We start from the raw sequence: 23034 nt of genomic DNA, 5'->3' as shown, positions 1-23034 counted from the left end.
GAATCCTATTTTGGGAGATTCTGCACGACTTCGCCCCAGCCCATCTGCACGATGGCTCCGGCCCGGACCAAGTCCCCCTGTTGCTTCTCGTAGGTCTTTAGGAGCGTGTTGTAGTCGCGCGTGTCTCGGACCAGCTTTGCCTGCTTGCGAATTTTTTTGTACAGCATGTCCTGCTTCCACTGTGCGATGTCGGCAAGCCCCTTGCAGCTTTCATCGAGACTTTTGAGATAGGCGGGAACGGCGTCCAGGAATACGTTTTCGAAAGGCTTGGACTTTTCCTTGGCTTCGATGACGAGGTTCTGTTGCGCGATGATGTTCTTGCGAATTTCGCTCATCAGGCGTACGATGCGCTCGAAGTCCACCTGTGGCCAGATACGGTTGAACGGCCACATCTTTTTCCAGTGGAACTTGAAGATGGATTCGTGGGCGGCGTTCTTTGCCCGGAGGAGTTCCTTCAGGTTTTCAAAAATGATCTGCGACGGCAGTTTTTTTGTTTCGTTGCTTTCTGTCATTCTATGAAAAATATACAAAAAAGTGCGTTCCTTGCCTTATTTCGCCTTTTGGGGTGCAAATTTTTCTATAAATTTGCTTGCTTTTTTCAAATTAAGTATTATTTTCTTATTAATCATATTAAATCAATTCTAATTCGAAGGATTATCTATGAATAAGCAAAAGTTCAAGATTCTGGCCATTGTCGATGGCGTGCTCATCGTGGCCCTCGTGGTCGTGATGTTCGTGTTCAAGGGTCAGCTCAACGAGCAGGCACAGACAACGGTCAAGGAACAGGTCGGTGCCTACAAGGCGGCCGTGAATACGACACTCCAGGAACAGTGGAAGTCGATGGACCAGTACGGCATGGCTTGGAAACTTGTCTACGCGACTATCGCGGGTGCGAATACCGAGGCGGCATTCGATGCCAACGTGAAGAAGATTTTTGAGGATACGGGTGCCCGCGTGAAGCAGCTCTCGTACATGTACACGGCGGCAAGCATTCCGGATAAGGTCCAGAGCGACATCAGCGCGGTCGGCCTTGCCGAACAGTTCCTCTTGAAGGACGAAGGCGGCGTGAAGGAAGTTGCCTGTGGCAAGAACTGCGTCGTCAAGTTTACGTTTGTCAAGGGCAAGCTCAAGGAGAGCGACTACAAGGCCCTCGTCGAATACAATTTTGCTGAAAACTTCACGGTTGCGAAAGCGGCCCCCTACCATTTCGAATAAGGAGAGTATAGGATGAATAGTAAGAACATTGCCATTGTTTTGTCCATCCTGGTTGTCGCTGTCGCGGCGCTGGTCCTTATGCAGAAAGGCAACTATGTAGGCCAGGCGACCGAACACTATAATACGACAACGAAGGCGAACTACGACGCTGCCACTGAAATCTTGAGCCGCGTGAACAATTCTGCCGACGTGAACAAGCTTGTGTGGGCGTTGGCCAGCGAAGCGAAGCAGACGGTGAAGACTTCCCAGGATATGGCGAAGCTCGAAGCCAAGTACTTCCCGACCACGAAGGGTGCCAACAGCATCGCGAACAAGACTCGCCGTTTCGAGGCCACGAGCGCCTACTTCATCATCTCCAGTTTTGACAAGGTCGATGTCGACAAGAAGACTGAACTCAAGACCCTTTCGGGCCTCAATTCTATCGACGTGAGCGCGCTTTACGGTGAATTCGTTGCCGCTCAGGAAGAAGAAGTGGAAGGCGAGGAAGAAGAGGGCGACGAAGCTGTCGAAGAAGCCCCGGCTCCCGCAAAGCCTGCAAAGGCCGACAGGGGCAAGAAAGGCAAGAAGGGTAAAAAGCGCTAATCGCTTGACACTTAATAAGATACGGAAAAATGAAACACGACTCTAAAAAGGGTCGTGTTATTTTTTATGGAAGATAATAAAGCGTTGGCCAAGGAAGGGGAGGGTGCAGGGAGGGGACCGTGCGGCCTTCGCAACTCCGAGCTGGGTCCCCTCCCGCATGTTTTTTCTAAATTTACGGCGTAAAATTTAAACCGAGGTTTATAATGCTCATTCTTCGTGGTACGCCGGCTCTGTCGGATTTCCGTCTCCAGAAACTTTCTTCCGATTTCAAGGCTGCGGGGCTCTCTGTCGCTTCCGTCTATGCTGAATTCCTGCATGTGGTGGACCTGTCCGCCGAACTTTCCGATGCAGAAACTGAAACGCTCAAGAAGGTGCTGCACTACGGTCCGGCCCGCGAACCCAAGGCTCTCGAAGGCGAACTCTTCGTGGTGTGCCCGCGTCCGGGTACTATTAGCCCGTGGAGCTCGAAGGCTACCGATATCGCTCACATTTGCGGCCTCCCGGCAATCAAGCGCATCGAACGCGCTATTGCATACTATGTAAAGTTTGAAGGTGCTGCACCGGCTGGCGCCCGTGAGAAAATCTCCGCCAAGATTCACGACCGCATGACCCAGGCCGTTTTCGCCGACACCGCCTCGCTCGAAGTCTTGTTCAGCAAGGAAGAACCGCGTCCGCTGAACGTGATTCCGGTGCTTACCGAAGGCCGCGACGCCCTCGTGAAGGCTGACAAGGAAATGGGCCTCGCTCTGAGCTCCGACGAAATCGATTACCTGGTGAAGAACTTCACCGAGCTCAAGCGCAATCCGACCGACGTGGAACTCTACATGTTCGCGCAGGCCAACTCGGAGCACTGCCGCCACAAGGTGTTCGGTGCCGAATGGACCATCGACGGCGTCAAACAGGACAAGTCCCTGTTCCAGATGATCAAGAACACCTACCAGCTCCACAACTCGAACATCTTCAGCGCCTACAAGGACAACGCCGCCGTGATGAAGGGCGCTACCGCCGGCCGCTTCTACGCTGACCCGCGTACGAACAAGTACGACTTCCACAACGAAGAAGTCGATATCTTGATGAAGGTCGAAACCCACAACCACCCGACGGCGATTTCTCCGTTCCCGGGTGCCGCTACTGGTAGTGGTGGCGAAATCCGTGACGAAGGTGCCACGGGTAAGGGTTCCAAGCCGAAGGCCGGTCTCACGGGCTTCAGCGTTTCGAACTTGAAACTGCCGGGTGCAGTCCAGCCTTGGGAAAAGGACTTCGGAAGCCCGTCCCGCATTGCGTCGGCCCTCGACATCATGATCGAAGGCCCGCTCGGTGGCGCTGCGTTCAACAACGAATACGGCCGTCCGAACATCCTCGGTTACTTCCGTACTTTCGAACAGGAAGTCGATGCCCAGAACGGCAAGGAAGTCCGCGGTTACCACAAGCCGATCATGTTGGCCGGTGGTCTCGGTAACATCAAGCATGAACATATCGAAAAGGGCCACATCGATCCGGGTGACCACCTGATTGTGCTCGGCGGTCCGGCGATGCTCATTGGTCTCGGTGGTGGTGCTGCTAGCTCCGTGCAGAACGGTGCCGGTAATGAATCTTTGGACTTCGCGTCTGTGCAGCGTGAAAACCCCGAAATGGAACGCCGCTGCCAGGAAGTCATTGACCGCTGCTGGGCGATGGACGAAGAAAACCCGATTACGTTCATTCACGACGTGGGTGCAGGTGGACTTTCGAACGCCTTCCCGGAACTCGTGAACGATGGCGGCCTCGGCGGTAAGTTTGAACTCCGTAACGTGCCGAACGATGAACCGGGTATGAGCCCGTTCGAAATCTGGAGTAACGAATCCCAGGAACGCTATGTGATTGCAATCGCCGGCGACAAACTCGATGTGTTCGACGCGATTTGTAAGCGTGAACGTTGCCCGTATGCCGTGGTGGGCGAGGCCATCCCCGAAAAGCACTTGACGCTTACCGACAAACACTTCGGCACGACTCCGATTGACATGCCGCTGGGCGTGCTCCTCGGTAAGCCGCCCCGCATGATCCGTAACGAAAAGAGCCAGAAGCGTCCGCTGAACTCCACGGTGGTTCCGGCTGACGTTTCCATTAAGGATGTGGCACACCGCGTGCTTGCAAACCCGACCGTCGCCGACAAGACGTTCCTCATTTCTATCGGTGACCGTAGCGTGACGGGTATGATTTGCCGCGACCAGATGGTTGGTCCGTGGCAGGTGCCTGTCGCCGACTGCGCCGTGACAAGCGCAACGCTCGACTCGTACGAAGGTGAAGTGATGAGTATGGGCGAACGCGCCCCGGTTGCCTTGATTTCTCCGGCGGCCGCTGCCCGCATGACGGTGGCTGAATCCCTCACGAACATGGCTGCCGCTTGCGTGCCTGATATGGGCCGCGTGAACTTGTCCGCAAACTGGATGGCCACGCCGAACTACGAAGGCGACGGCGCCGACCTCTACGAAGCCGTGAAGTCTATCGGTATGGAACTCTGTCCGGATCTCGGCATTACGATTCCGGTGGGTAAGGACTCCATGAGCATGAGCACCGTGTGGTCTGACGCTCAGGGTAGCCACCGCGTGACCGCTCCGATTTCGCTCGTTATCAGTGCCTTTGCTCCGTGCGCCGACGTGCGCAAGACGCTCACCCCGCAGCTCTTGCAAGATAAGGATTCTACGCTCGTTCTCGTGGACCTCGCTCGCGGTAAGAACCGCATGGGCGCTTCCATCGCAGCCCAGGTTTACTGCAACCTCGGCGATAAGGCTCCGGATGTCGATAGCGCTAAGGAACTCCGTGCCTTCTTCGAAACCATCCAGAAGCTCAATGCGGCAGGCAAGATTATGGCCTACCACGACAAGAGCGATGGTGGCCTCTACACGACGCTTGCCGAAATGGCGTTCGCCGGCCATGTGGGCGTGACGGTGAAGGCCGAAGCCCTCAAGGGAAACCTCATCGACGCCCTCTTCAACGAAGAACTGGGTGCCGTGCTCCAGGTGAAGAATGCCGACCTTGCGGCTGTGCGCGACGCATTTGCTGCCGCTGGTCTCGGCGATACGGTTTCTGAAATTGCAACGCTCAACGATTCTTACAACTTGGTCATCGGCGACTACGCCGAAGGCCTCTCGGATCTGCGCGCCATCTGGAGCGACACGACCCGCCGCATCGCGGCCCTCCGCGATAACCCGGATTGTGCCGAAAGCGAATACAAGCTCAAGCTGGAACAGGACAATCCGGGTATCACGCCGAAGGTCACCTTCGACGTGGCGGCGGGTGCGAAGGTCGTGAAGGACTACGCAAGCCGCCCGAAGATGGCAATCCTCCGTGAACAGGGCGTGAACGGCGAACTCGAAATGGCTGCCGCCTTCCAGAAGGCCGGCTTCGAATCCATCGACGTTCACATGACTGACATTCTCGAAGGCCGCGTAAGCCTCAAGGACTTCAACGGTCTCGTGGCTTGCGGTGGCTTCAGCTACGGTGACGTTCTCGGTGCTGGCGAAGGCTGGGCGAAGAGCATCCTCTTCAACCCGAAGGCCCGTGCCGAATTCGAGGCTTACTTCAACCGCAAGGACACCTTCACGCTCGGCGTCTGCAACGGCTGCCAGATGGTCTCCAACCTCAAGGACTTGATTCCGGGTGCCAAGCACTGGCCGCGCTTTGTGCAGAACCTCTCCGAACGCTTCGAAGCCCGCTTCTGCACGCTCAAGGTCGAAGACACCCCGGCCGTGCTCCTCAAGGGCATGGCAGGCTCCGTGCTCCCGATTGCGGTCGCACACGGCGAAGGCCGCGCGGAATTCGCTAGCCGCGAAGCCGCCGAAGCCTGCCTGAAGACCGGTCTCGTGGCGCTGCGTTACGTGGACGGCAAGCACGAATACACCGAACGCTACCCGCTGAACCCCAATGGCTCTCCGTTCGGCATCAACGGCCTCTGCTCCGAAGACGGTCGCGCCCTCGTGATGATGCCGCACCCCGAACGCGTGTTCCGTACCTGCCAGTACTCCTGGCACCCGGCGGACTGGGGCGAAGACGGCCCGTGGATGCAGTTGTTCCGCAACGGCCGTATCTTTGTTGGGTAATTCTTCGGGGAAGCATGTCCCGCTTGAAAGCTATAGCCTTTTTTGTCATGCTGTCGGCTTTTGGCGCTTCTGCGTCATTTGACAGCAATGACAATCCGTGGGAAAAATCCCCATTCCAAAAGGCTAGCGATGCGAAAGTTCCGAAAAAGGACAGCGTGGAGAGCGCCGCACCCAAAGCAAGCAAATGGGAACGTTATTTTACGGATAAGCGCGACGGCCGGAAATACGAGATTGCCGTTATCAACAAGAAGGCCTGGATGGCGGAGAACTTGAGGTACCGCAGTCCCGATAGCGAATGTTTCAACGGTGAAGAATTAAACTGCAAGGAAGAAGGCGGTCGCTTCTATACATGGGCGTCTGCGATGGGCGTTGAATCGAAATGCAACATTTCGGAATGCAAATTGTTGGCCAAGCCCTATATTCGTGGTGTCTGTCCCGAAGGCTGGCATATCCCAAGCGATGCCGAATGGAAGGAAATGCTCTATTATGTCAAAAGCAAGGCTGGCTCGCTTGCAACCCGGGCCTTAAAATCGACCTACGGATGGAAAAGGGAAAACGGGACGAACGAATCGCATTTTAATATATATCCGTCGGGTTTCAGGTTCATGAGCGGAAACTTCCTGGATCGCGGGGTGACTGCGAAATTCTGGAGCACCTCGCAGTTGAATGCCAGGTCTGCAAGGAGCTACGTCCTTAGGGAATACTATAGGGACACCTCGTATATGTACCCCGATGAAGAATACAAGGAAAACGAGCTCAATGTCCGCTGTGTCGCGGACGAATAACCGCTACGGAAAAAAACAAACCGCAGAAGGTGTACTCCTGCGGCTGGTGTAATTTGTTGCTGGAATTCTAGAAGCTGAATCCCGCGACGATGTTGTTGCTCAGGAACGGCAGGAATCCGAGCGCTACGACGGCGATGCTGAGTGCCACGATGACTGCGCGTTGACGACGCGTGAGGCGTAGCGGTGTAAGGTGTCCGTCGGGCTCGTCGACCCAGGCGCTCTTGATAAGCTGTATGTAGTAGAACAGAGCGAGAACGTTGTTCAAGACGGCGAAGGCGACCAGCATGTAGTGGCCGGTAGAGGCTCCGCTGTAGAACAGGTGAAATTTGCCGAAGAATCCCGCAAGTGGCGGAATGCCGGCGAGGCTGAACATCGAAATCGCAAGCGAGATGGCGAGGCTTGGGTTCTGCTTCGAAAGACCGCGCAACGAAGCGAAAGTCTCTTCGCGGTGGTGCCCGATGATGCCGAACACGAAGAATGCGAGGTAGTTCGAGACCGCGTAGACGAACAGGTAGTAGATGATGGCCGTTTTTGCCGTGGCGGCAGGGCCGAGGAGGGCGACCATGATGTAGCCCGCCTGTGCAATGGAACTGTAGGCCATGAACCTGCGGAGTCTGCTCTGCTTCAGGGCGCCAAGGTTACCCACGAAGAGCGTGGTGCCGGCCAGGAGCGCAATGAGCGGTGCTATCTGTTCCTGGATGGGGGCGAGGGGGCCGAAAACGAGCACCACGAGGAATGCGATGGCGGTTGCCTTCGAGGTGACGGAAAGGACTGCTGTGACGGGAGTCGGCGCGCCTTCGTAGACGTCCGGGGCCCAGGTGTAGAAGGGGAACAGCGTGAGCTTGAATCCGATTCCGCAGAAGAGGAAGAGTACGGCAACCCAAAGGAGCGGGCTTGTGCCAGATGCCACGGCGGTCTGGATTTCGCTAAAGTGGAGAGAGCCTGCGAAACCGTAGAGGTAGCTGAATCCAAACAGTTCGAAAGCGGTGGCGACGGAACCCATCAGGATATACTTGGTGGCCGCTTCGCTTCCGAGCTGGTCCTTCTTGTTCCAGGCGGTGAGCGCATACATCGGGATGGTCGCGATTTCGAGGCCGAGGAAGAAGGTGAGCATGTCGCATGCCGAAACGACGGTCACGCCGCCGAAGGTCGCGAATGCGATGGCTCCGATGAATTCTGCAATCTGGTGCATCTGCGGTTTGCCGTCGGCTCCGTGCTCGAAGTAGTCCTTTGCAAACCACATGCCGAGAATGGCGCTCACGAGGAGCACCTCGCGCATGAGTACGCCGAAGTCGTCGATACGCCAGTTGCTGATGAAGAACCGGCCTTCGCCGCTAGCAAGCGGGATGAAGTTCAGCAAGATGAAAATGGCGATGAAACCGAAATTTGCGATACGCCAGGGCATCTTGGATTGCGCGTTGCAGAAGAGGCGGCTCCCGATGACGATGAACGGGAAAATCAGCAACAGCAGGTCGGGAATAAGAAAGTGTGACGTTGAAAAATCGAACATGGTTTAACCTCCAATCCCGCCGATGACGGGCTGGGTGGCTGCAGAAATCTTTGCAAATATCGGGGCGATACTCCAGTCGAGCATGTCGGAAATCCAGCCGGGGCAAATGCCGATGAACAGGAGGCATGCGACAAGCACGACGATGACGAGCTTTTCGCGGAAGCATCCGTCGGTGAGACTCTCGTATTTTTGCGGGAGCGGGCCGTGGAGCATGCGGTTAGCCGTCTGCAGGATGTAGACAGCGGTCGTCGTAATGGAGAGTATAGCGAGAATCGTGACGATGCGCGTGAGGGTTGAATCCTGTTGGAAGGCGCCGATGAAGATAGTGCTTTCGGCGATAAACCCGCTGAATCCCGGCAGTCCGAGGCCCGCAAAGCCTGCGAGTACGAAACCGACGCCGAGGAAGGGCATCTTGCGCATGATGCCGCCCATCTGCGTGATGTCGCGGGTGTGCGTGCGTTCGTAGATCATGCCGATGGTCGCGAAGAAGAGGCCCGTGAGGAATCCGTGCGAAATCATCTGGAGGCTGGCGCCGCGCAGGCCGACCGGCGTAAGTGCCGCAAGGCCCAAGAAGATGAGGCCCAGGTGGCTGATGGAACTGTAGGCGGTGATGTACTTGAGATCCTTGTGGCGGAGCGCGATGAAGGGGCCGAGGACCACGTTGAAGATGAGGAGCGCCACCACGTAGGGGAGCCAAATCTTTGCCGCTTCGGGCATGAGGAACATGGCGACGCGGAGACATCCGTAGGCTCCCATCTTCATCATCACGCCGGCGGCGAGCATGGAGACGGCCGTCGGGGCGGCGGAGTGGCCGTCCGGACTCCAGAAGTGGAATGGGAACAGGGAACTCGATACGGCGAATCCCATGAACATGAGCGGGAAGGCCCACATCTGGAATTCCATCGGGAGTGTCACCTTGGAAAGCTCCATGATACTCCAGCTGTTTACGCCGCCTTCGAAGTAGAGTCCGAAGAGGGTCGCGAGAATCATGGAAGATCCGAACGCGAGCGTCAAGGTGAGCTTCTTGCCACCGTAGTCGCGCTTGCCGCTGCCGTAGCAGGCGATCATCAGGTACATGCAGAGCGCTTCCATCTCGTAGAATACGAAGAACAGCACGAGGTCGAAGCTCATGTATACGCCGTAGACACTCGTTGCAAGAATCTGGATGAGCGCGAAGAATACCTTCTGGTTGCCCTTGATCCTGTAGCTTACGAGGACTCCTGCCCATACGATGAACGCGGTGAGCGCGAGCAGCAGCATGTTGAGGCCGTCGGCCCCCACTATATAGTGGGCATTGAACATCGAAAGCCAGGGAATGTCAGTAAAGAACCGAAGCAGGAGCGGTGCCGCGACTTCGTTTGCGGAAACGCTTCCTATGGCGTAGACGCGGAAGGTGAGGTAGCAGACGATGCCGAGAACGAGGGTCGCGGAGGCGGTGTGGATTCCGCGGAGCAACCTTTCGCGAGCCGCCGGAATGGGAATGCAGGCGAAAACCGTGACGAGCGGGATGACCCAGATGAGGTTAAAAAGTATTGTATCCATATTGCACCTACAGGGGAAGCTGGCCGAAGAAACGCCAGAGGAGAACGCCCACAATCAGTGTGCCGAGGTAGAAGGGGAGATAGCCCGCCTGTGCCGTGCGCACAAGGTCGCCCAGCTTGTGGATGAACCAGACGGAAAACGCGAGCAGGCCTTCGATGACGTAATCGTTGAAGGCGCGTGCCACCCGTGCGATGCCGCCGAAAATGAACTGGCGTACGACGGTGTAGTACATCTCGTCGAAATAGAACTTGTGGTAGATGACCTTGTAGATGCCGCTGCGGTTTGTCTCGTCGAGCGCGCGTTCTATTTTCGCCTTCGGACTTGCATAGAGGAACCAGGCGATAAGGAGTGCGATAATGGCGACTGCTACGGCGACAAACGGTATCCACTCCGCATGGGCGAGCTTGAGCATCACGGGAACGTGCAGATTTCCCGGCGTGAAGTACTTTTCGAAGAGTCCCTTGCCGAGGAGACCGCTCAGGAGTGCGGGAACGGCCAATACGACAATGGGGAGCGTCATCGCAAAATCTTCGTGCACATGGCCTGCGCGAACGCCCTCATGGCGCGGTTCTCCGTGGAAGGCGAGGAAGAACAGGCGGAACATGTAGAACGTGGTGAGCCCGCTCGTGAGGAGGGCAAGCGCAAATACCGCATAATGTTGGCCCTGGAAGGCGGCAAGGATGATTTCGTCCTTCGAGAAGAAACCGGAGAACGGCGGAATTCCCGAAATCGCGAGCACGGAAATGAGGGTGCAGATGTAGGTGACTGGCATCTTCTTGCAGAGTCCACCCATCGCATCGAGGTCGTTCGTATGCACCTGGTGGATGAGGCTGCCCGCGATAAGGAACAGGCTGCACTTGAAGAAGGCGTGCGTGAAGATGTGGAAGGTCGATGCCGTCCAGCCCGTGGTGAACACGGCCTGGCCGATCTTGCATGCTCCGAGAGCGAACATCATGTAGCCGAGCTGCGATAGCGTGGAGTAGGCGAGGATTCGCTTGATATCCTTTTGCGTGCAGGCTATGACGGCGGCAAACACCATCGTGAAGGCGCCTACCCACATGATGAGCGTGAGTGAATCCCCGCATGCAGCGAAGAACGGGAAGAGTCGGGCGACCAGGTATACGCCTGCGACCACCATCGTTGCGCTGTGGATGATGGAGGAGACGGGAGTCGGGCCTTCCATCGCGTTCGGGAGCCAGATGTGCATCGGGAACATGGCCGACTTGCCCCAGCCGCCGGTAAAGATGAGGATTGAACCGAGGATGAGCGCGCTTGCCTGCGACATCTCGATGAGCCCGAGGTTGATTGTTCCCGAGCGGAAGTCGGAGAGCGAAAGCGAGTTGATGGTCGAGAAATCGAAACTCCCGACTACGTAGCTTACGAGCACGATGCCGAGCAGGAAGAAACTGTCGGCGAATCGCGTGAGGATGAACGCCTGCTTCGAGGCGCTTACCGCGGAGGGCTTGTGGTACCAGAAACCGATGAGCAGGTAGCTGGAAACGCCCACGAGCTCCCAGAAGATGAACATCTGGAAGAGGTTGGTCGCAACGACGAGCCCGAGCATGCTGAAGCTGAACAGCGAAAGCAGGGCGAAGAATCTGCCCATCGCGCGGTCCTCTCGCATGTAGCCCAGACTGTAGATGTTCACCATGAAGCTGATGAACGTGACGACCACGAGCATCATCACCGAGAGCGGATCCACGAGCATCCCGATTTTTGCGACGAGGTCGCCTGCGAACGGGAGGAAGTTGAACTCGAAGAGCGTCGCCTTCTGCGGGGCGTATGTCGAGGTGAAGTAGTGGATGGCGACCGTGATGGCCGATGCCGCGGCAATGCCGTTGCATGCGATGGCGAATGCGGCCGCGGCCTTCGCGTTTCGGTTGCCGAGGAAAAGCCCGTTTACGACAAATGTCAGAAGCGGGAGTAGGAAAATGAGGTAGGAGAGGGTGATGTCGTTAATCATGGAGGTCCCTCAACTGGTCGGCGTCAAGGCTCTTGTGGCGACGGTACATGGTGACGATGATGGCAAGCGCGATTGCCATTTCGCAGGCTGTCACGGCGATGACGAAAATGCTGAAGAGCGCACCTGCCGTTGCATCGTGCGCGGTAAAGTAGGCAAAACTGATAAAGTTGATGTTTGCTGCGTTCAGCATGAGCTCGATGGAAATGAGCATGCCGATGAGATGACGCCTGCGCATGAGGCCCCAGACTCCGATACCGAACAGCAGGAAGGCAAGAATCAGGCAGTTCATCAAGTTCATTGTTGCACCGCCTTTTCTTTTTCGACTTCGTCCTTGCTCTTGCGTGCGACAGTGATGGCGCAGATGAGCGTCATTAGAAGAAGGATGCTCACCACCTCGAACGGGATAATGAATCCGTCGGGTCCGTAACCGAGAAGCCTCATCGCGATGGGTTCAAGCCCGGAGTAGTTTTCCGGGGAACTGACGGCGCCGCTTGCAAGTTCGGGCGTCGGCAAGATGCACTTGACCATCACGAGTACAAAAGCGATGGAAAGCGCGAATGCGGCAAATACGCGCGGGATTTTTGTGGCGAAGGCGTCTTCGCCCAAGTGGCTTGTCAACAGGATGGTGAACACCACGAAGATGACGACACCACCCACGTAGACCATCACCTGCGCAAGTGCGATGAATTCCGCATGCAAGAGCAGGTAGAGGATGGCTGTCGCGACAAAGCTGAAAATCAGGAACACGGCGCTCTGCAGAATATTCTTCACGGCAACGGTGCAGACGGCGGTAAAGAGCATTACGGCTGCGACCACGTAGAACGCGATGTCCATGCCTCCCATGGGGAAGGCAAGCGGAAGGTCCGGCAACTGCAGGCCGGGCAAATTCAGGTTCGGGAACATTAGCCTTGTCCCTCCTTCTTGTTCAAGATCATTTCGAGAGTATTCGGGTCCGTCGTTGCGACCTCGAAATCCTGGTTCATTCGGATGGCGCCGAACGGACAGGCTTCGACGCAGAGCCCGCACTGGGTGCAGCTCGCGAAGTGGTACACGTAGCGGCCCAGCACCTTCTTGCCCGCGATATTCTTGGTCGAGAGCACGTTGATGGATGCGTTCGGGCAGGCGCGTTCGCACATGCCGCAGGCGGTACAATGGTTGTTCCCGTCTGCATCCTCGATCATTTCGAGGCGTCCGCGGTAGCGCGGATGCATCCGAAGAGTCTTCCTGTTCTCGGGGTACTGTTCGGTGACGATGCGCCTCGGGTCGAAGAAATACTTGAGCGAAACGGAAAGCCCGCACATGAGGCTCCACGGCCCCGTGATGCAACGCTTGAAGTAGCGCTTGAAATATTGTAGTAAGGTAATATTCTCTTGCATAGCAAACTCCCGCCTAACCACAGACCACGATGTATGCCGCGCCGGCAATGAGCAGCACGAGGTTCACGGGCAACAAAAACTTCCATTCGAAATCCATGAGCTGGTCGACGCGCGGACGCACGAACGTCCAGCGGACCATCATGTAGCACCAGATCATGAAGAAGACTTTCGCGAAGAACCACACGACGCCGGGGACCATGTTGAGATAGTTGTCCACGAACGCGACTCCGATGCAGGGCGGTAAAAATCCGCCGAGGAAGCACGTGGTGGCAAGAGCCGAGTTCGTGACGAGCGCGATGTATTCGGCGAGGTAGAACATGGCGAACGGCGTGCCGTTGTATTCCGTGTGGTATCCGCCCGTGAGTTCCTGCTCCGCTTCGGCGATATCAAAGGGCGCGCGGTTCATCTCGGCGGTCGAAGAAATGAAGAAGAGGATGAAGGCGATGATGCCGAGGACGGGAATCTTGAAGATCCACCAGTCGGAAATGGTGCCTTCTTGGCCGAGCGTGATGCTCATGAGGTTCGTGGAACCCGAAATCATTACGACGAACAGGAGGATCATCGTGAACGAGATTTCGTAGCTGATCATCTGGGCGCCGCTGCGGAGGGCGCCGAGCAGGGAGTACTTGTTGTTGCTGCTCCAGCCGCCGAGCAAGATACCCAACACGCCGAATCCGTTCACCGCGATGATGAGCGGGATTCCCATCGAGACGTCCGCAACGACGAGGTCGCGGCCGAAGGGGATGAGCGCGCATACGATGAAGGGGGCGATAAGGACGATGAGCGGGGCGAGGTAGAACATCAATTTGTCTGCACCGCTCGGGGCATACACTTCCTTGAAGAGCATCTTGAGCACGTCGGCGATGGTCTGGATGGTTCCGTGCCAGCCGAGACGCATGGGGCCGAGGCGGCATTGCACGTGGGCGCACACCTTGCGTTCCATGTAGATGAGGATCGGGGCAGAACCGATGTTTACCGCGCAGACGGCGATGACGCAGATGAGCGCATTCACCAGGAAGGCGACGATGCTGTTGAGCGTATCGCTTTGGATGCTAGCGGGCAGGTATTCCGCGAGCCTGGGGACCATTTCGCGGACAAAGTCGCCGACGGGGTTTGTAATGGAGGGAACGAACATAAACTACCTGTCAATTTCGGGAATCACGGGGTCGAGGGTCGCCATGATGGTAACGAGGTCCGAAACCTTGTGGCCTTGCACCATCTTGTTGAGCGCGGCGATATGCGGGAAACTGGGCCCTCGCGTGTGGATGCGGTAGGGCTTCTCGCCGGTGGTGGCTGCGACCACGTAGGTCGCATAGAGTCCCTTTGCCGTTTCGATTTCGCTGTAGTAGCGGCCCACGGGGAGTCGCACCGGCTTTTCCTTGGATCTCCACGGACCGTCCTTCGGGAACTTGTCGATGCACTGCCTCAGGATCTTCATGGATTCGTGGATTTCGGCAATGCGGATTTTGTAGCGGTCGTAGCAGTCCCCGTTATGGAACACGGGAATGTCGAAGTCGAACTGGTCGTAGATGCTGTAGGGGTTCGCGCGGCGGACGTCGAATTCGACTCCGCTTGCACGCAGTACCGGCCCCGAGCATCCGTAGGCGATGGCGTCTTCCTTGGAGAGGACTCCGATGCCGATGCTTCTTTCGAGCACGATGATGTTTTTCGAGAGGAAGCGCTCGTAGTCGCGCATGGCGTCTTCGAGATGGTCGAGGAAGGCTTTTACGCGCGGAATGAACGTGTCGGGCACGTCGTAACGGCTTCCGCCCGGCCTGAAGAAGTTTGTAGTGAGGCGCGATCCTGTCACTTCTTCCAGGATGTCGTGAATCATCTCGCGTTCCTTGAACCCGAAGAGGAGGCATGTCTGTCCGCCGAGGTCGCCGCCGAAGCAGCCGTAGAACACGAGGTGAGATGCGATGCGGCCCAGTTCCTGTAGCATCACGCGGATGTATTCGCCCTTTTCGGGGACGCCCACGTTCATGCCCTTTTCGAGCGCGATGACGACACCCAGGTTGTTCTGGATGGCGGTGAGGTAGTCCTGGCGGTCGGAAAGCGCGATGTACTGTAGGTAGCTCATCGATTCCGCCTGCTTTTCCATGCCGCGGTGGATGTAACCGAAATGCGGTACAAGTTCAACGATGGTTTCGCCGTCCATGCGTAGCGCAAGGCGGAGTGCGCCGTGCGTACTCGGGTGCTGCGGCCCCATGTTGATAAAGAATTCTTCGGTATTGGTTTCGCGCTGGATGCGGAATCCGGGAGGCAAGTTCGAGAAACGTGGCTGGATCATACGGGCCTCCTGATCATTTCCGGGTGCGTAAAGTCCTTGCGCAGGGGGAACCCGACAAAATCCTTGTCAAGGAATATGCGGCGCTGGTCGGGGTGGCCTTCGAAGTTGATTCCGAACATGTCGTAGACTTCGCGTTCCTTGAATTCTGCGGCGGGATAGAGATGGCTTACTGTAGGCACGCTCGCCAGGAGCGATGTCGCGCGCTTTTCTTCCGGAATGCTGAAGTCCTTTTTCAGCTGCACGCAGAGGAATATCTTGTGTCCGATTTGTAGGCTCCGGAGCTGTGTCACCAGGTCGAAATGGTCGTCGTAGTCGATGGCTGTCACGTCAATCAGGAAGTCCATCTTGAATTCAGGATCGTTTTTCACGAATTCGGTCACGGCTACATAGTCCTCGGGTTCCACCATCACTTCGAGCGGCCTGTCGGCGGGCGCGTTTGCAAGCACCGTCTCAATGGGATCTTCGCTGTGGGTGTGGAAGGTGATGCCGGGGAACTTGTCGTGCAGTTTCTGGTAGAGCTCGAGCTGCGTGAGGCCCACCCTGCGGAACGGCTTGCGTTCTACTTCGGGGAAGTCTTCTTTCTTTACGCGGATGGGCTTGAAGCTCGACTTGTAGTCGGGATGTTCTTCCTTGAACTTCGCACGGGCCTCGGCCATCTCCTCGTCCTTCATCTCTTCGAGGGCGGCCCATGTCTTCGCGGCCTCGCGGTAGCGGTCCATGGTGGAGACGTCTTTCGGCTGGCCTTCGTGCCAGGGGTTGCGGCAGGTCTCCTTGAGAATCTTTTCGCGTAGGGTGAGTAGCCCGTGGAAAAGCGCTTCGGGACGCGGCGGGCATCCGGGAACGAACACGTCGACCGGAATCAGGTTCTGCGCTCCGCGGACGACGGCGTAGTTGTCATAGATGAACGGTCCGCCGCTGATAGTGCATGCGCCCATCGCGATGGCGTACTTGGGGCCGGGAATCTGTTCCCAGAGCATCTGGATGGCGGGGGCCATGCGGCGGGTGATTGTACCTGCTAGAATGAAGAGGTCTGCCTGGCGCGGCGATGCGCGGAACACTTCGGAACCGAAACGCGCGATGTCGTAGCGGGCCATGGAACTCGACATCATCTCGATGGCGCAGCAGCTCGTGCCGTAGGTGAGGGGCCAAATAGAATTTGCCCGTGCCCAGTTGACAACGTAGTCGATAGCGTTCACGACATACTTGCCGCCGGGAATCGGGTCGAGTATCTTGGGTGCGAAATTGATTATTCCCATTTGAGGATTCCTTTTTTCCAGGCGTATGCGAGGCCCGAAACGAGGATAGCCATGAAAATGGCGAGGTCGGCGATGACAATCACCGGTGAAAGCGCTGTGTGGCCAGCCATGATTTCCCTGAAGTTCATCATCACGGGGAAGAGAAACAGGGCTTCGATGTCAAAGACCAGGAAGAGGAGCGCGAAGAGGTAGTAGCCCACCTTGAACTGGATGCGGGCGTTTCCGATGGTCTCCATGCCGCATTCGTAGGGGGCCATCTTGTTTTTCGTATTCTTCGTGCGGTAGCCTAGCAGGAGACCGACGACAGTCGCCGCGGCCGCGATAAACGCACCAAGAAAAAGGAAAATGGAGAGTATTATGTATTCAGACATGGGTTGTCCTTAATAGAAATTCTGCAGTTCCTGCACGGTCCCGAAAAGCTGGTTGCCGATCTGGAAACGGTCGATGATATGCTTGAAGAGGTCCTTGAACTCGTCGATGGTCGCCTCCGACATGGCGGTAAGCTTTTCCTGGATGGAACTCACGAATCCGGAGCTCATGGGCTTCGCCTTCATGTCCTGCATGGAACCGCTCCAGCGCTGCAACATGTGGTCGGTTTCGAGACGCGCGATGATATAGCGCGTGGTGGAAAGCAGTTCCTGCAAGAAGTGCACGAGGAAGATTTCTTCTTGCAGAATGCCCCAGCGCTTGTCCTTGGAGTAGAGTGTCGCGATGTCCGCCTTGCCGTAGAATACGGCTGCCTGCGAATATTCGAGACATGTCATGAGCACGTGGTCGAGTCTCTTGATTTCCTGAGCGAGGTTCTTGAACCATTCGGCGTTCATGGCCGACCCGTCGATGTTTCCCTTCGAGTCGAGCGGCATCACTGCTCGGAACGCATAGTAGACTTCCTCGTAGTAGCGGTTGCGCATGCGGCAGCTGAAGGCGCGGTTCTTGAGCGTGTAGTCGCTATGGTGCAGCGGGGTAATCATGCCTTGGACACCTCCCGGACTCCCGAAATCTGTTTAATTTTCGTGACGATGGCGTCGACCTGCTCCTTGCGGAACGCCTTGAATTCCATGCGGATGCGTCCGGAGGATTGCGCGCTTGCAACGCTCATGCGGTCGAGCGAGAGGTCGGAATATTTCAGTTCCTGCAAGATGTCTAGTGTGATGTTCTTGCGGTTGTCCGTGTCGATGGTGAGGTGCGTGGTGAACGGCTGCGTCACGTCGGCGCTCCATTCCACCGCGATCTGCTGGTCGCTCGGCAGGTCCTTGAGGCACGGGCAGGTGATGTTGTGGACTTCGATACCCATCTGCGGCCTGAGGACGCCCACGATCTTGTCGCCCGGGATAGGGGCGCAGCAGTCGGCGAAGTGGATGACGAGGCTTGTTTCCTGGCCAATCTGGAGCGGCATCTCGTCGCGGACGTCGTTTTTCTTGTCTTTTCCGAAAGTGGGGAAGAACCGGAGCGCCATTTCCTTGGGAAGCGACGAACCGCCCGTGATGAACCGGTGGATGTCCTGGAGTGGGAGTTCGCCCTGGCCGATGCGTTCGAAGAAGTCGTCGAGGTTGAAAGTGCCGAAGTACTTGCAGATGTCCATCTCGGAAGGTCGCTTGTCCTTCTCGATTTTTGCAAGGCGCAGTTCGCGTGTCCAAATTTCCTTGCCGAGGCTTCGAGCCTGCTTGGTGATGCTGGTCTTCATCCAGCGGCGCAGTTCCTGCTTCGCCTTTACGGTCTTTACGATGTCGAGCCATTCGGGGCTTGGTTCCTGGCTCGGGCTCTTGAGCACCTGGATGGTGGCCCCGTGCGTCACCACGTGGTCGAGGCTGACCACCTCTTCGTTGATGCGGGCGCCGATGCAATGGAGTCCGAGCTCCGTGTGGACGGCGAACGCGAAGTCGAGGACGATGGCGCCTTCGGGAAGCTCGATGGAGTTGCCCTTCGGGGTAAACACCGTCATGCCCTCGGGCTTAAGGTCGACCTTAAGGAAGTCGAGGTATTCCTTGGAGTCCGAAATTTCAGACTGCAACTTCACCATGTGGTTGAGCCAGGCGAGTTCTTCGCCCTCGTGTTGCGTTTCGAGCTTGTAGGCCCAGTGCGCGGCGAAACCTTTCTCGGCGGTCAAGTCCATGTCCTTCGTGCGTATCTGGACTTCGACCATCTTGTTCTCGGGTCCGATGACCGTGGTGTGGATGCTCTGGTAGAGGTTCGGCTTCGGGGTCGCGATGTAGTCCTTGAAGCGGCTCTGGAGCGGGGTCCACAGGTTATGGACGTAGCCGAGTGCGAGGTAGCATTCGGGGATGGTTTCCACGATGATGCGGATCGCGAAGATGTCGAAGATGTCCTCGAACTGGCAGTCGCGACTGATCATCTTGTTGTAGATGCTGTAGATATTCTTGGTGCGGCCCTGGATGGTGCAGTCGAAATCCTCGAGCGCCATCTTGATTTGCAGAGGCCCGATGACGGACTGCACGTACTTTTCTCGCTTGGCCTTGTTCTCGATAAGGGCGTCGACAATCTTCTGGTATTCGTCGGGATTTACGTACTTGAAGCTCAGGTCCTCGAGCTCGGTTTTCAGCTTGTAGAGACCGAACCTGTGGGTGAGGGGCACGTAGATGTCCAAGGTCTCTTGCGCGATGGCCCTGCGCTTCTCGGGCTTCATGTAGCGCATCGTCCGCATGTTGTGGATGCGGTCTGCGATCTTGATCATGATGACGCGCGGGTCTTTCGCCATCGCGGTGATAAGCTTGCGGTAGGTCTCCGCCTTCTGCGCGGTCTTGTTCTCTTCCTGTGCCGCGGTAATCTTGGTGACTGCGTCCACCATGAACGCCGTGTCGTCGCCGAATTCCGCTGCGATTTCTGCAAGCGTGTGCGGAGTGTCTTCCACCACGTCGTGCAACAGGCCTGCAAGGACCGTCGGCTGGTCCTGCTGCAGTTCGGCGAGGATCTTCGCGACCTCGAACGGGTGCTCGGTGTAGGGCATTCCGCTCTTGCGGTACTGCCCGTCGTGCGCGTCGGCGATGAAGGCAATAGCTTTACGCAGGATGCTCTCGTCGAGCTTCCCGTTCTTCTTGAGGAGCACCTGGATGATGTGTTCCTCGTTGGGAGTAAAGTTTGCCTTGTTCATCGCTTACAATTTATTATATAATGGGGCCCAAAAACGGAAATTAGCGGAAAATAAGCCAAAAATAACGTTGCATTTCCGAGAACGGGCGCAAGGCGATCGCTGTCGGCTCGCCTATATTCTCCATTGTAATATTTTTTTTAAGTGCGACCCCTTGCCAAAAAAACATGGTTGTGACTATGACCCGCGTCACGATTTTGTTGTAAATGCGAACAACGCTTTATGAAAAAACCGGAACTTTTTTACCCGAGGGGAATTTATTTTATTAGAGCCCGGATAAAGTCGAATGGGCGACTTTAAACTTTGGGGATGGTTATGAAAAAGTGGAAATATATGTTCCCGTTTGCGCTCGTCGCATTCGGAATTTGGGCCTGCGGGGAAGACACTTCGCCCGTGGAATGTACAACTCCGGAATGTCTAGGGGATCAGGGCGGTCTCTCGTCTGCAGGGGATTCCCTTTTGGGGTCTTCTTCTTCGCTTCCGATCTTTGAAATAAGCCACGAGACCTTAGAAGAAGGGCATGTCATCGAGGACCCGCCGCTTTCGAGCGAGGGACTTTTGCCGCCGACGGAGAGTTCGTCGTCTGTGGCGCTTCCGCCGCCGTCTTCGGCTGTCGTGGTTTCTTCCAGTTCTTCGCATCATCATTTCTTTAGTTCTTCGGCAGAACTTGTGGTGTCTAGCAGCAGCGCGGCCGCACAGCCGGAATCGCCTTCCTTCGTGGAAGACCACCGCAGCGAATGCCAGATTGGCAACATCCCGACGAGCGTGAACAACGCGAAACTGCCCGACCCGTTCATGGGCCTCGACGGCAAGCGCATTTCCACGAAGGACGAATGGAAGTGCCGCCGCGAAGAAATCGGCGCGATGCTTGAAAAGCTCATGTTCGGCCAAAAACCGCGCAATCCCGAAAAGGTCGAAGGCTCCTACTCCGGCGGAAAGCTCACCATCAAGGTGACCGACAAGGGCAAGTCCGGCAGCTTCTCTGTGAACATTTCGAATGCGGGCACCAAGGACAAGCCGAAGCCGGCTCTCATCGGGTTTGGCGGCGGCATGATGGGTGGATGCGGAAGCCTCGGCAATGCAACGAACGGCCTCGATATCGCCATGATTACGTTCAATCCGGATAACGTCGCTCCTGAAAGCGGTGGCGGTATGTTCTTCAACATCTATGGCGGCAATACGGACAAGTACGGCACCATCATCGCATGGGCCTGGGGCGTAAGCCGAATCATCGACGCTCTCGAAAAGACTCCTGAAGCCGGTATCGACGTGCACCACCTCGCCATGACGGGTTGCTCCCGCTGGGGCAAGGGTACGCTTGCCGTGGGTGCATTCGATGAACGTATCGCTCTTACCATCCCGCAGGAATCCGGTTCCGGTGGCGCTTCCCTCTGGCGCGTGGGCGCTCAGGTCAACAGGCAGAAGGGCAAGCAGTTCGTGCAGGGTCTGAACAGCGCCGGTTCCGAAGGCAAGTGGATGATTTCTTCCTTCAAGAGCTATGACGGCAGGGAAAACACCCTCCCGTTCGACCAGCACATGCTCGTGAGCATGGTCGCCCCGCGTCCGCTTCTCATCATCGATAACGCTGGTCAGGAATGGCTTGGCGAAGTGCCGTCGAATTACTGCGGCCAGGCTTCTCTCGAAACCTACAAGGCTCTCGGCGTGACGGAAAACTACACCTACAGCCAGGAAGGCGGTCACGGTCACTGCCAGCTCCCCAACGGACAGTTCGACGAGGTCAAGGACTTCATCAACAAGTTCCTGCTCGGCAAGGACGCCAAGACGGGCAAGATCGACTACAGCAAGAATACCCAGACCATCAACTTCAACAAGTCTGAATGGATTGACTGGGAAACTCCTGCTTTGAGGTAGTTCTTCTGTTCTTTTTATCAAAATACTCCTGATAAAATCGGACGGGGCTGGGCAACCGGCTCCGTCTTTTTCTATATTTGCGCCGTACAATTCAAGGAGTAGCGAAATGCTCAAATCTACACTGCAACAGACCGATCCGGAAATCTACAACATCATCCAGGAAGAAGCCGAACGCCAGGAATACGGCATCGAACTCATCGCTTCCGAAAACTACACCTCCAAGGCCGTCATGGAAGCCATGGGCTCCGTGCTGACCAACAAGTACAGCGAAGGCTACGTGGGCAAGCGCTACTACGGTGGTAACGAAGTGATCGACAAGATGGAAGCGCTCGCCATCGAACGTTGCAAGAAACTCTTTGGTTGCGACCACGTGAACATCCAGCCGCTGTCCGGTTCTCCGGCCAACGCCGCCGTGTACTTCGCCGTCCTCAAACCGGGCGACAAGGTCCTCGGCCTCAAGCTCGACCACGGTGGACACCTTTCTCACGGCCATCCGGTGAACTTCTCCGGCATGCTCTACAACTTCGTGCAGTACGAAGTCGACAAGGAAACGGGCCGCATCGACATGGACAAGGTCCGTGAAATCGCCCTCCGCGAAAAGCCGAAGATGATCCTCGCCGGTTTCTCTGCCTACAGCCGTAACCTCGACTGGAAGCGCTTCAAGGAAATCGCCGACGAAGTCGGCGCCCTCACCATGGCCGACATTTCTCACGTCGCTGGCCTCATCGCCGGTAAGGCAATCGATTCTCCGGTGCCGTACTTCGACATCGTGACCACCACGACCCACAAGACTCTCCGTGGCCCGCGTTCCGCTATCATCATGTGCAAGGACCGCACCATCCAGAAGATGGTAAAGGGTGAACTCAAGGAAGTTTCTTTGGCCAAGGAAATCGACAAGGGCGTGTTCCCGGGCATGCAGGGTGGTCCGCATGACCACATCAACGCCGGTAAGGCTGTTGCATTCCTCGAAGCTCTCCAGCCGGAATTCCAGGTCTATGCAAAGAACGTTATCAAGAACGCTCAGGCTATGTGCGCCGAAATGCAGAAGCTCGGCTACAAGGTCATCAGCGATGGCACCGACAACCACCTCATCGTGGTGGACATGACCTCCAAGGGCGTTTCCGGTAAGGAAGCCGAAGTGGCCATGGAAAAGGTCGGCATCTCCTGCAGCCGTTCCACCATCCCGTTCGATCCGCGCAAGCCGATGGATCCGTCCGGTGTGCGTCTCGGTACTGCCGCTATCACGACTCGTGGCTTCGACGAAGAAGACACCCGCGAAGTGGCTCGCATTATCGACCGCGCCATCCAGGCTAAGGACGACGATGCCGCTCTCGCCAAGATCCGCGAAGAAATCGTGGCTCTCTGCAAGAAGCATCCGCTTTATAAGTAACCGCTCGTTCGTCATATAGGGCATTGAAACCTCCGGTTTCTCACTCGCTCTCGCAACCGCCCTCGGTT

At 56.6% G+C, this 23034-nt stretch carries 19 protein-coding genes; 6 read left to right on the top strand and 13 right to left on the bottom strand.

The genetic code is table 11. The annotated features are described in order from the left end of the window. Window positions 1–5: 5 nt before the first annotated feature. Entirely contained in the window at window positions 6–512 is a 507-nt protein-coding gene (locus B4B27_RS04170; RefSeq protein ID WP_290723973.1) for a hypothetical protein, read from the bottom strand. Between the two features lie 148 nt (window positions 513–660). Between B4B27_RS04170 and B4B27_RS04165 the strand changes: the two genes are divergently transcribed. From B4B27_RS04165 to B4B27_RS04150, 4 genes are all read left to right on the top strand, one after another. After that, on the top strand, window positions 661–1215 hold the full coding sequence (locus tag B4B27_RS04165; RefSeq protein WP_290723971.1) for a hypothetical protein: 555 nt from the start codon (window positions 661–663) through the stop codon (window positions 1213–1215). 12 nt (window positions 1216–1227) lie between these two features. After that, a complete protein-coding gene (locus B4B27_RS04160) occupies window positions 1228–1797 on the top strand; it encodes a hypothetical protein (protein WP_290723969.1) in 570 nt (189 codons plus the stop codon). Between the two features lie 203 nt (window positions 1798–2000). Beyond that, on the top strand, window positions 2001–5876 hold the full coding sequence (gene purL, locus B4B27_RS04155; RefSeq protein WP_290723966.1) for a phosphoribosylformylglycinamidine synthase: 3876 nt from the start codon (window positions 2001–2003) through the stop codon (window positions 5874–5876). A gap of 47 nt (window positions 5877–5923) precedes the next feature. Then, window positions 5924–6661: an FISUMP domain-containing protein gene (locus tag B4B27_RS04150; RefSeq protein ID WP_290723964.1), complete on the top strand. Its 738-nt coding sequence runs from the start codon at window positions 5924–5926 to the stop codon at window positions 6659–6661. Window positions 6662–6728: 67 nt separating this feature from the next. On the opposite strand, the gene B4B27_RS04145 is transcribed toward B4B27_RS04150, so the two are convergent. From B4B27_RS04145 to B4B27_RS04090, 12 genes are read right to left on the bottom strand one after another with little or no spacing between them, the layout of a single operon-like run. Next, window positions 6729–8171 (bottom strand): NADH-quinone oxidoreductase subunit N, encoded by a 1443-nt coding sequence (locus B4B27_RS04145; protein ID WP_173382534.1) that lies wholly within the window; start codon window positions 8169–8171, stop codon window positions 6729–6731. A 3-nt stretch (window positions 8172–8174) separates the two neighbouring features. Then, on the bottom strand, window positions 8175–9713 hold the full coding sequence (locus B4B27_RS04140; RefSeq protein ID WP_290723960.1) for a complex I subunit 4 family protein: 1539 nt from the start codon (window positions 9711–9713) through the stop codon (window positions 8175–8177). Window positions 9714–9720: 7 nt separating this feature from the next. Next, the gene (nuoL, locus tag B4B27_RS04135; protein WP_290723957.1) at window positions 9721–11676 is read right to left on the bottom strand and encodes an NADH-quinone oxidoreductase subunit L; all 1956 of its coding nucleotides are present in this window, start codon (window positions 11674–11676) and stop codon (window positions 9721–9723) included. Continuing rightward, window positions 11669–11974, bottom strand: a complete 306-nt coding sequence (gene nuoK, locus B4B27_RS04130) for an NADH-quinone oxidoreductase subunit NuoK (protein ID WP_173365877.1) — start codon at window positions 11972–11974, stop codon at window positions 11669–11671. Before nuoK ends, nuoL begins: the two co-directional genes overlap by 8 nt. Then, window positions 11971–12579: an NADH-quinone oxidoreductase subunit J gene (locus tag B4B27_RS04125; RefSeq protein ID WP_290723952.1), complete on the bottom strand. Its 609-nt coding sequence runs from the start codon at window positions 12577–12579 to the stop codon at window positions 11971–11973. The genes nuoK and B4B27_RS04125 overlap by 4 nt, the downstream gene beginning before the upstream one ends. Beyond that, entirely contained in the window at window positions 12579–13052 is a 474-nt protein-coding gene (locus tag B4B27_RS04120; protein WP_173365876.1) for a 4Fe-4S binding protein, read from the bottom strand. The genes B4B27_RS04125 and B4B27_RS04120 overlap by 1 nt, the downstream gene beginning before the upstream one ends. A gap of 13 nt (window positions 13053–13065) precedes the next feature. Continuing rightward, window positions 13066–14187, bottom strand: a complete 1122-nt coding sequence (locus B4B27_RS04115; RefSeq protein ID WP_173382531.1) for a complex I subunit 1/NuoH family protein — start codon at window positions 14185–14187, stop codon at window positions 13066–13068. Between the two features lie 3 nt (window positions 14188–14190). Beyond that, window positions 14191–15342, bottom strand: coding sequence for an NADH-quinone oxidoreductase subunit D (locus tag B4B27_RS04110; RefSeq protein WP_173382530.1), 1152 nt, complete (start codon window positions 15340–15342; stop codon window positions 14191–14193). Next, the gene (gene nuoB / locus B4B27_RS04105) at window positions 15339–16598 is read right to left on the bottom strand and encodes an NADH-quinone oxidoreductase subunit NuoB (RefSeq protein ID WP_290723946.1); all 1260 of its coding nucleotides are present in this window, start codon (window positions 16596–16598) and stop codon (window positions 15339–15341) included. The genes B4B27_RS04110 and nuoB overlap by 4 nt, the downstream gene beginning before the upstream one ends. Further along, the gene (locus B4B27_RS04100; protein ID WP_173365872.1) at window positions 16589–16969 is read right to left on the bottom strand and encodes an NADH-quinone oxidoreductase subunit A; all 381 of its coding nucleotides are present in this window, start codon (window positions 16967–16969) and stop codon (window positions 16589–16591) included. Before B4B27_RS04100 ends, nuoB begins: the two co-directional genes overlap by 10 nt. 9 nt (window positions 16970–16978) lie before the next feature. Then, window positions 16979–17569 carry a hypothetical protein gene (locus tag B4B27_RS04095; protein WP_173382528.1) on the bottom strand — a complete coding sequence of 197 codons (591 nt, stop codon included), beginning with the start codon at window positions 17567–17569 and terminating at the stop codon, window positions 16979–16981. Continuing rightward, window positions 17566–19707 carry a RelA/SpoT family protein gene (locus tag B4B27_RS04090; protein ID WP_173365870.1) on the bottom strand — a complete coding sequence of 714 codons (2142 nt, stop codon included), beginning with the start codon at window positions 19705–19707 and terminating at the stop codon, window positions 17566–17568. The genes B4B27_RS04095 and B4B27_RS04090 overlap by 4 nt, the downstream gene beginning before the upstream one ends. A 312-nt stretch (window positions 19708–20019) precedes the next feature. On the opposite strand from B4B27_RS04090, the gene B4B27_RS04085 reads away from it, so the two are divergent. Together B4B27_RS04085 and glyA are read left to right on the top strand one after the other, a co-directional pair. Further along, the gene (locus tag B4B27_RS04085; protein ID WP_290723942.1) at window positions 20020–21576 is read left to right on the top strand and encodes a hypothetical protein; all 1557 of its coding nucleotides are present in this window, start codon (window positions 20020–20022) and stop codon (window positions 21574–21576) included. A gap of 106 nt (window positions 21577–21682) precedes the next feature. Next, window positions 21683–22966 carry a serine hydroxymethyltransferase gene (glyA, locus tag B4B27_RS04080; RefSeq protein WP_173384296.1) on the top strand — a complete coding sequence of 428 codons (1284 nt, stop codon included), beginning with the start codon at window positions 21683–21685 and terminating at the stop codon, window positions 22964–22966. Window positions 22967–23034: the final 68 nt, after the last annotated feature.

It is taken from the genome of Fibrobacter sp. UBA2449, from assembly GCF_002342555.1.
Classification (GTDB): domain Bacteria; phylum Fibrobacterota; class Fibrobacteria; order Fibrobacterales; family Fibrobacteraceae; genus Fibrobacter.
This window is presented reverse-complemented; position numbering and strand designations above follow the sequence as displayed.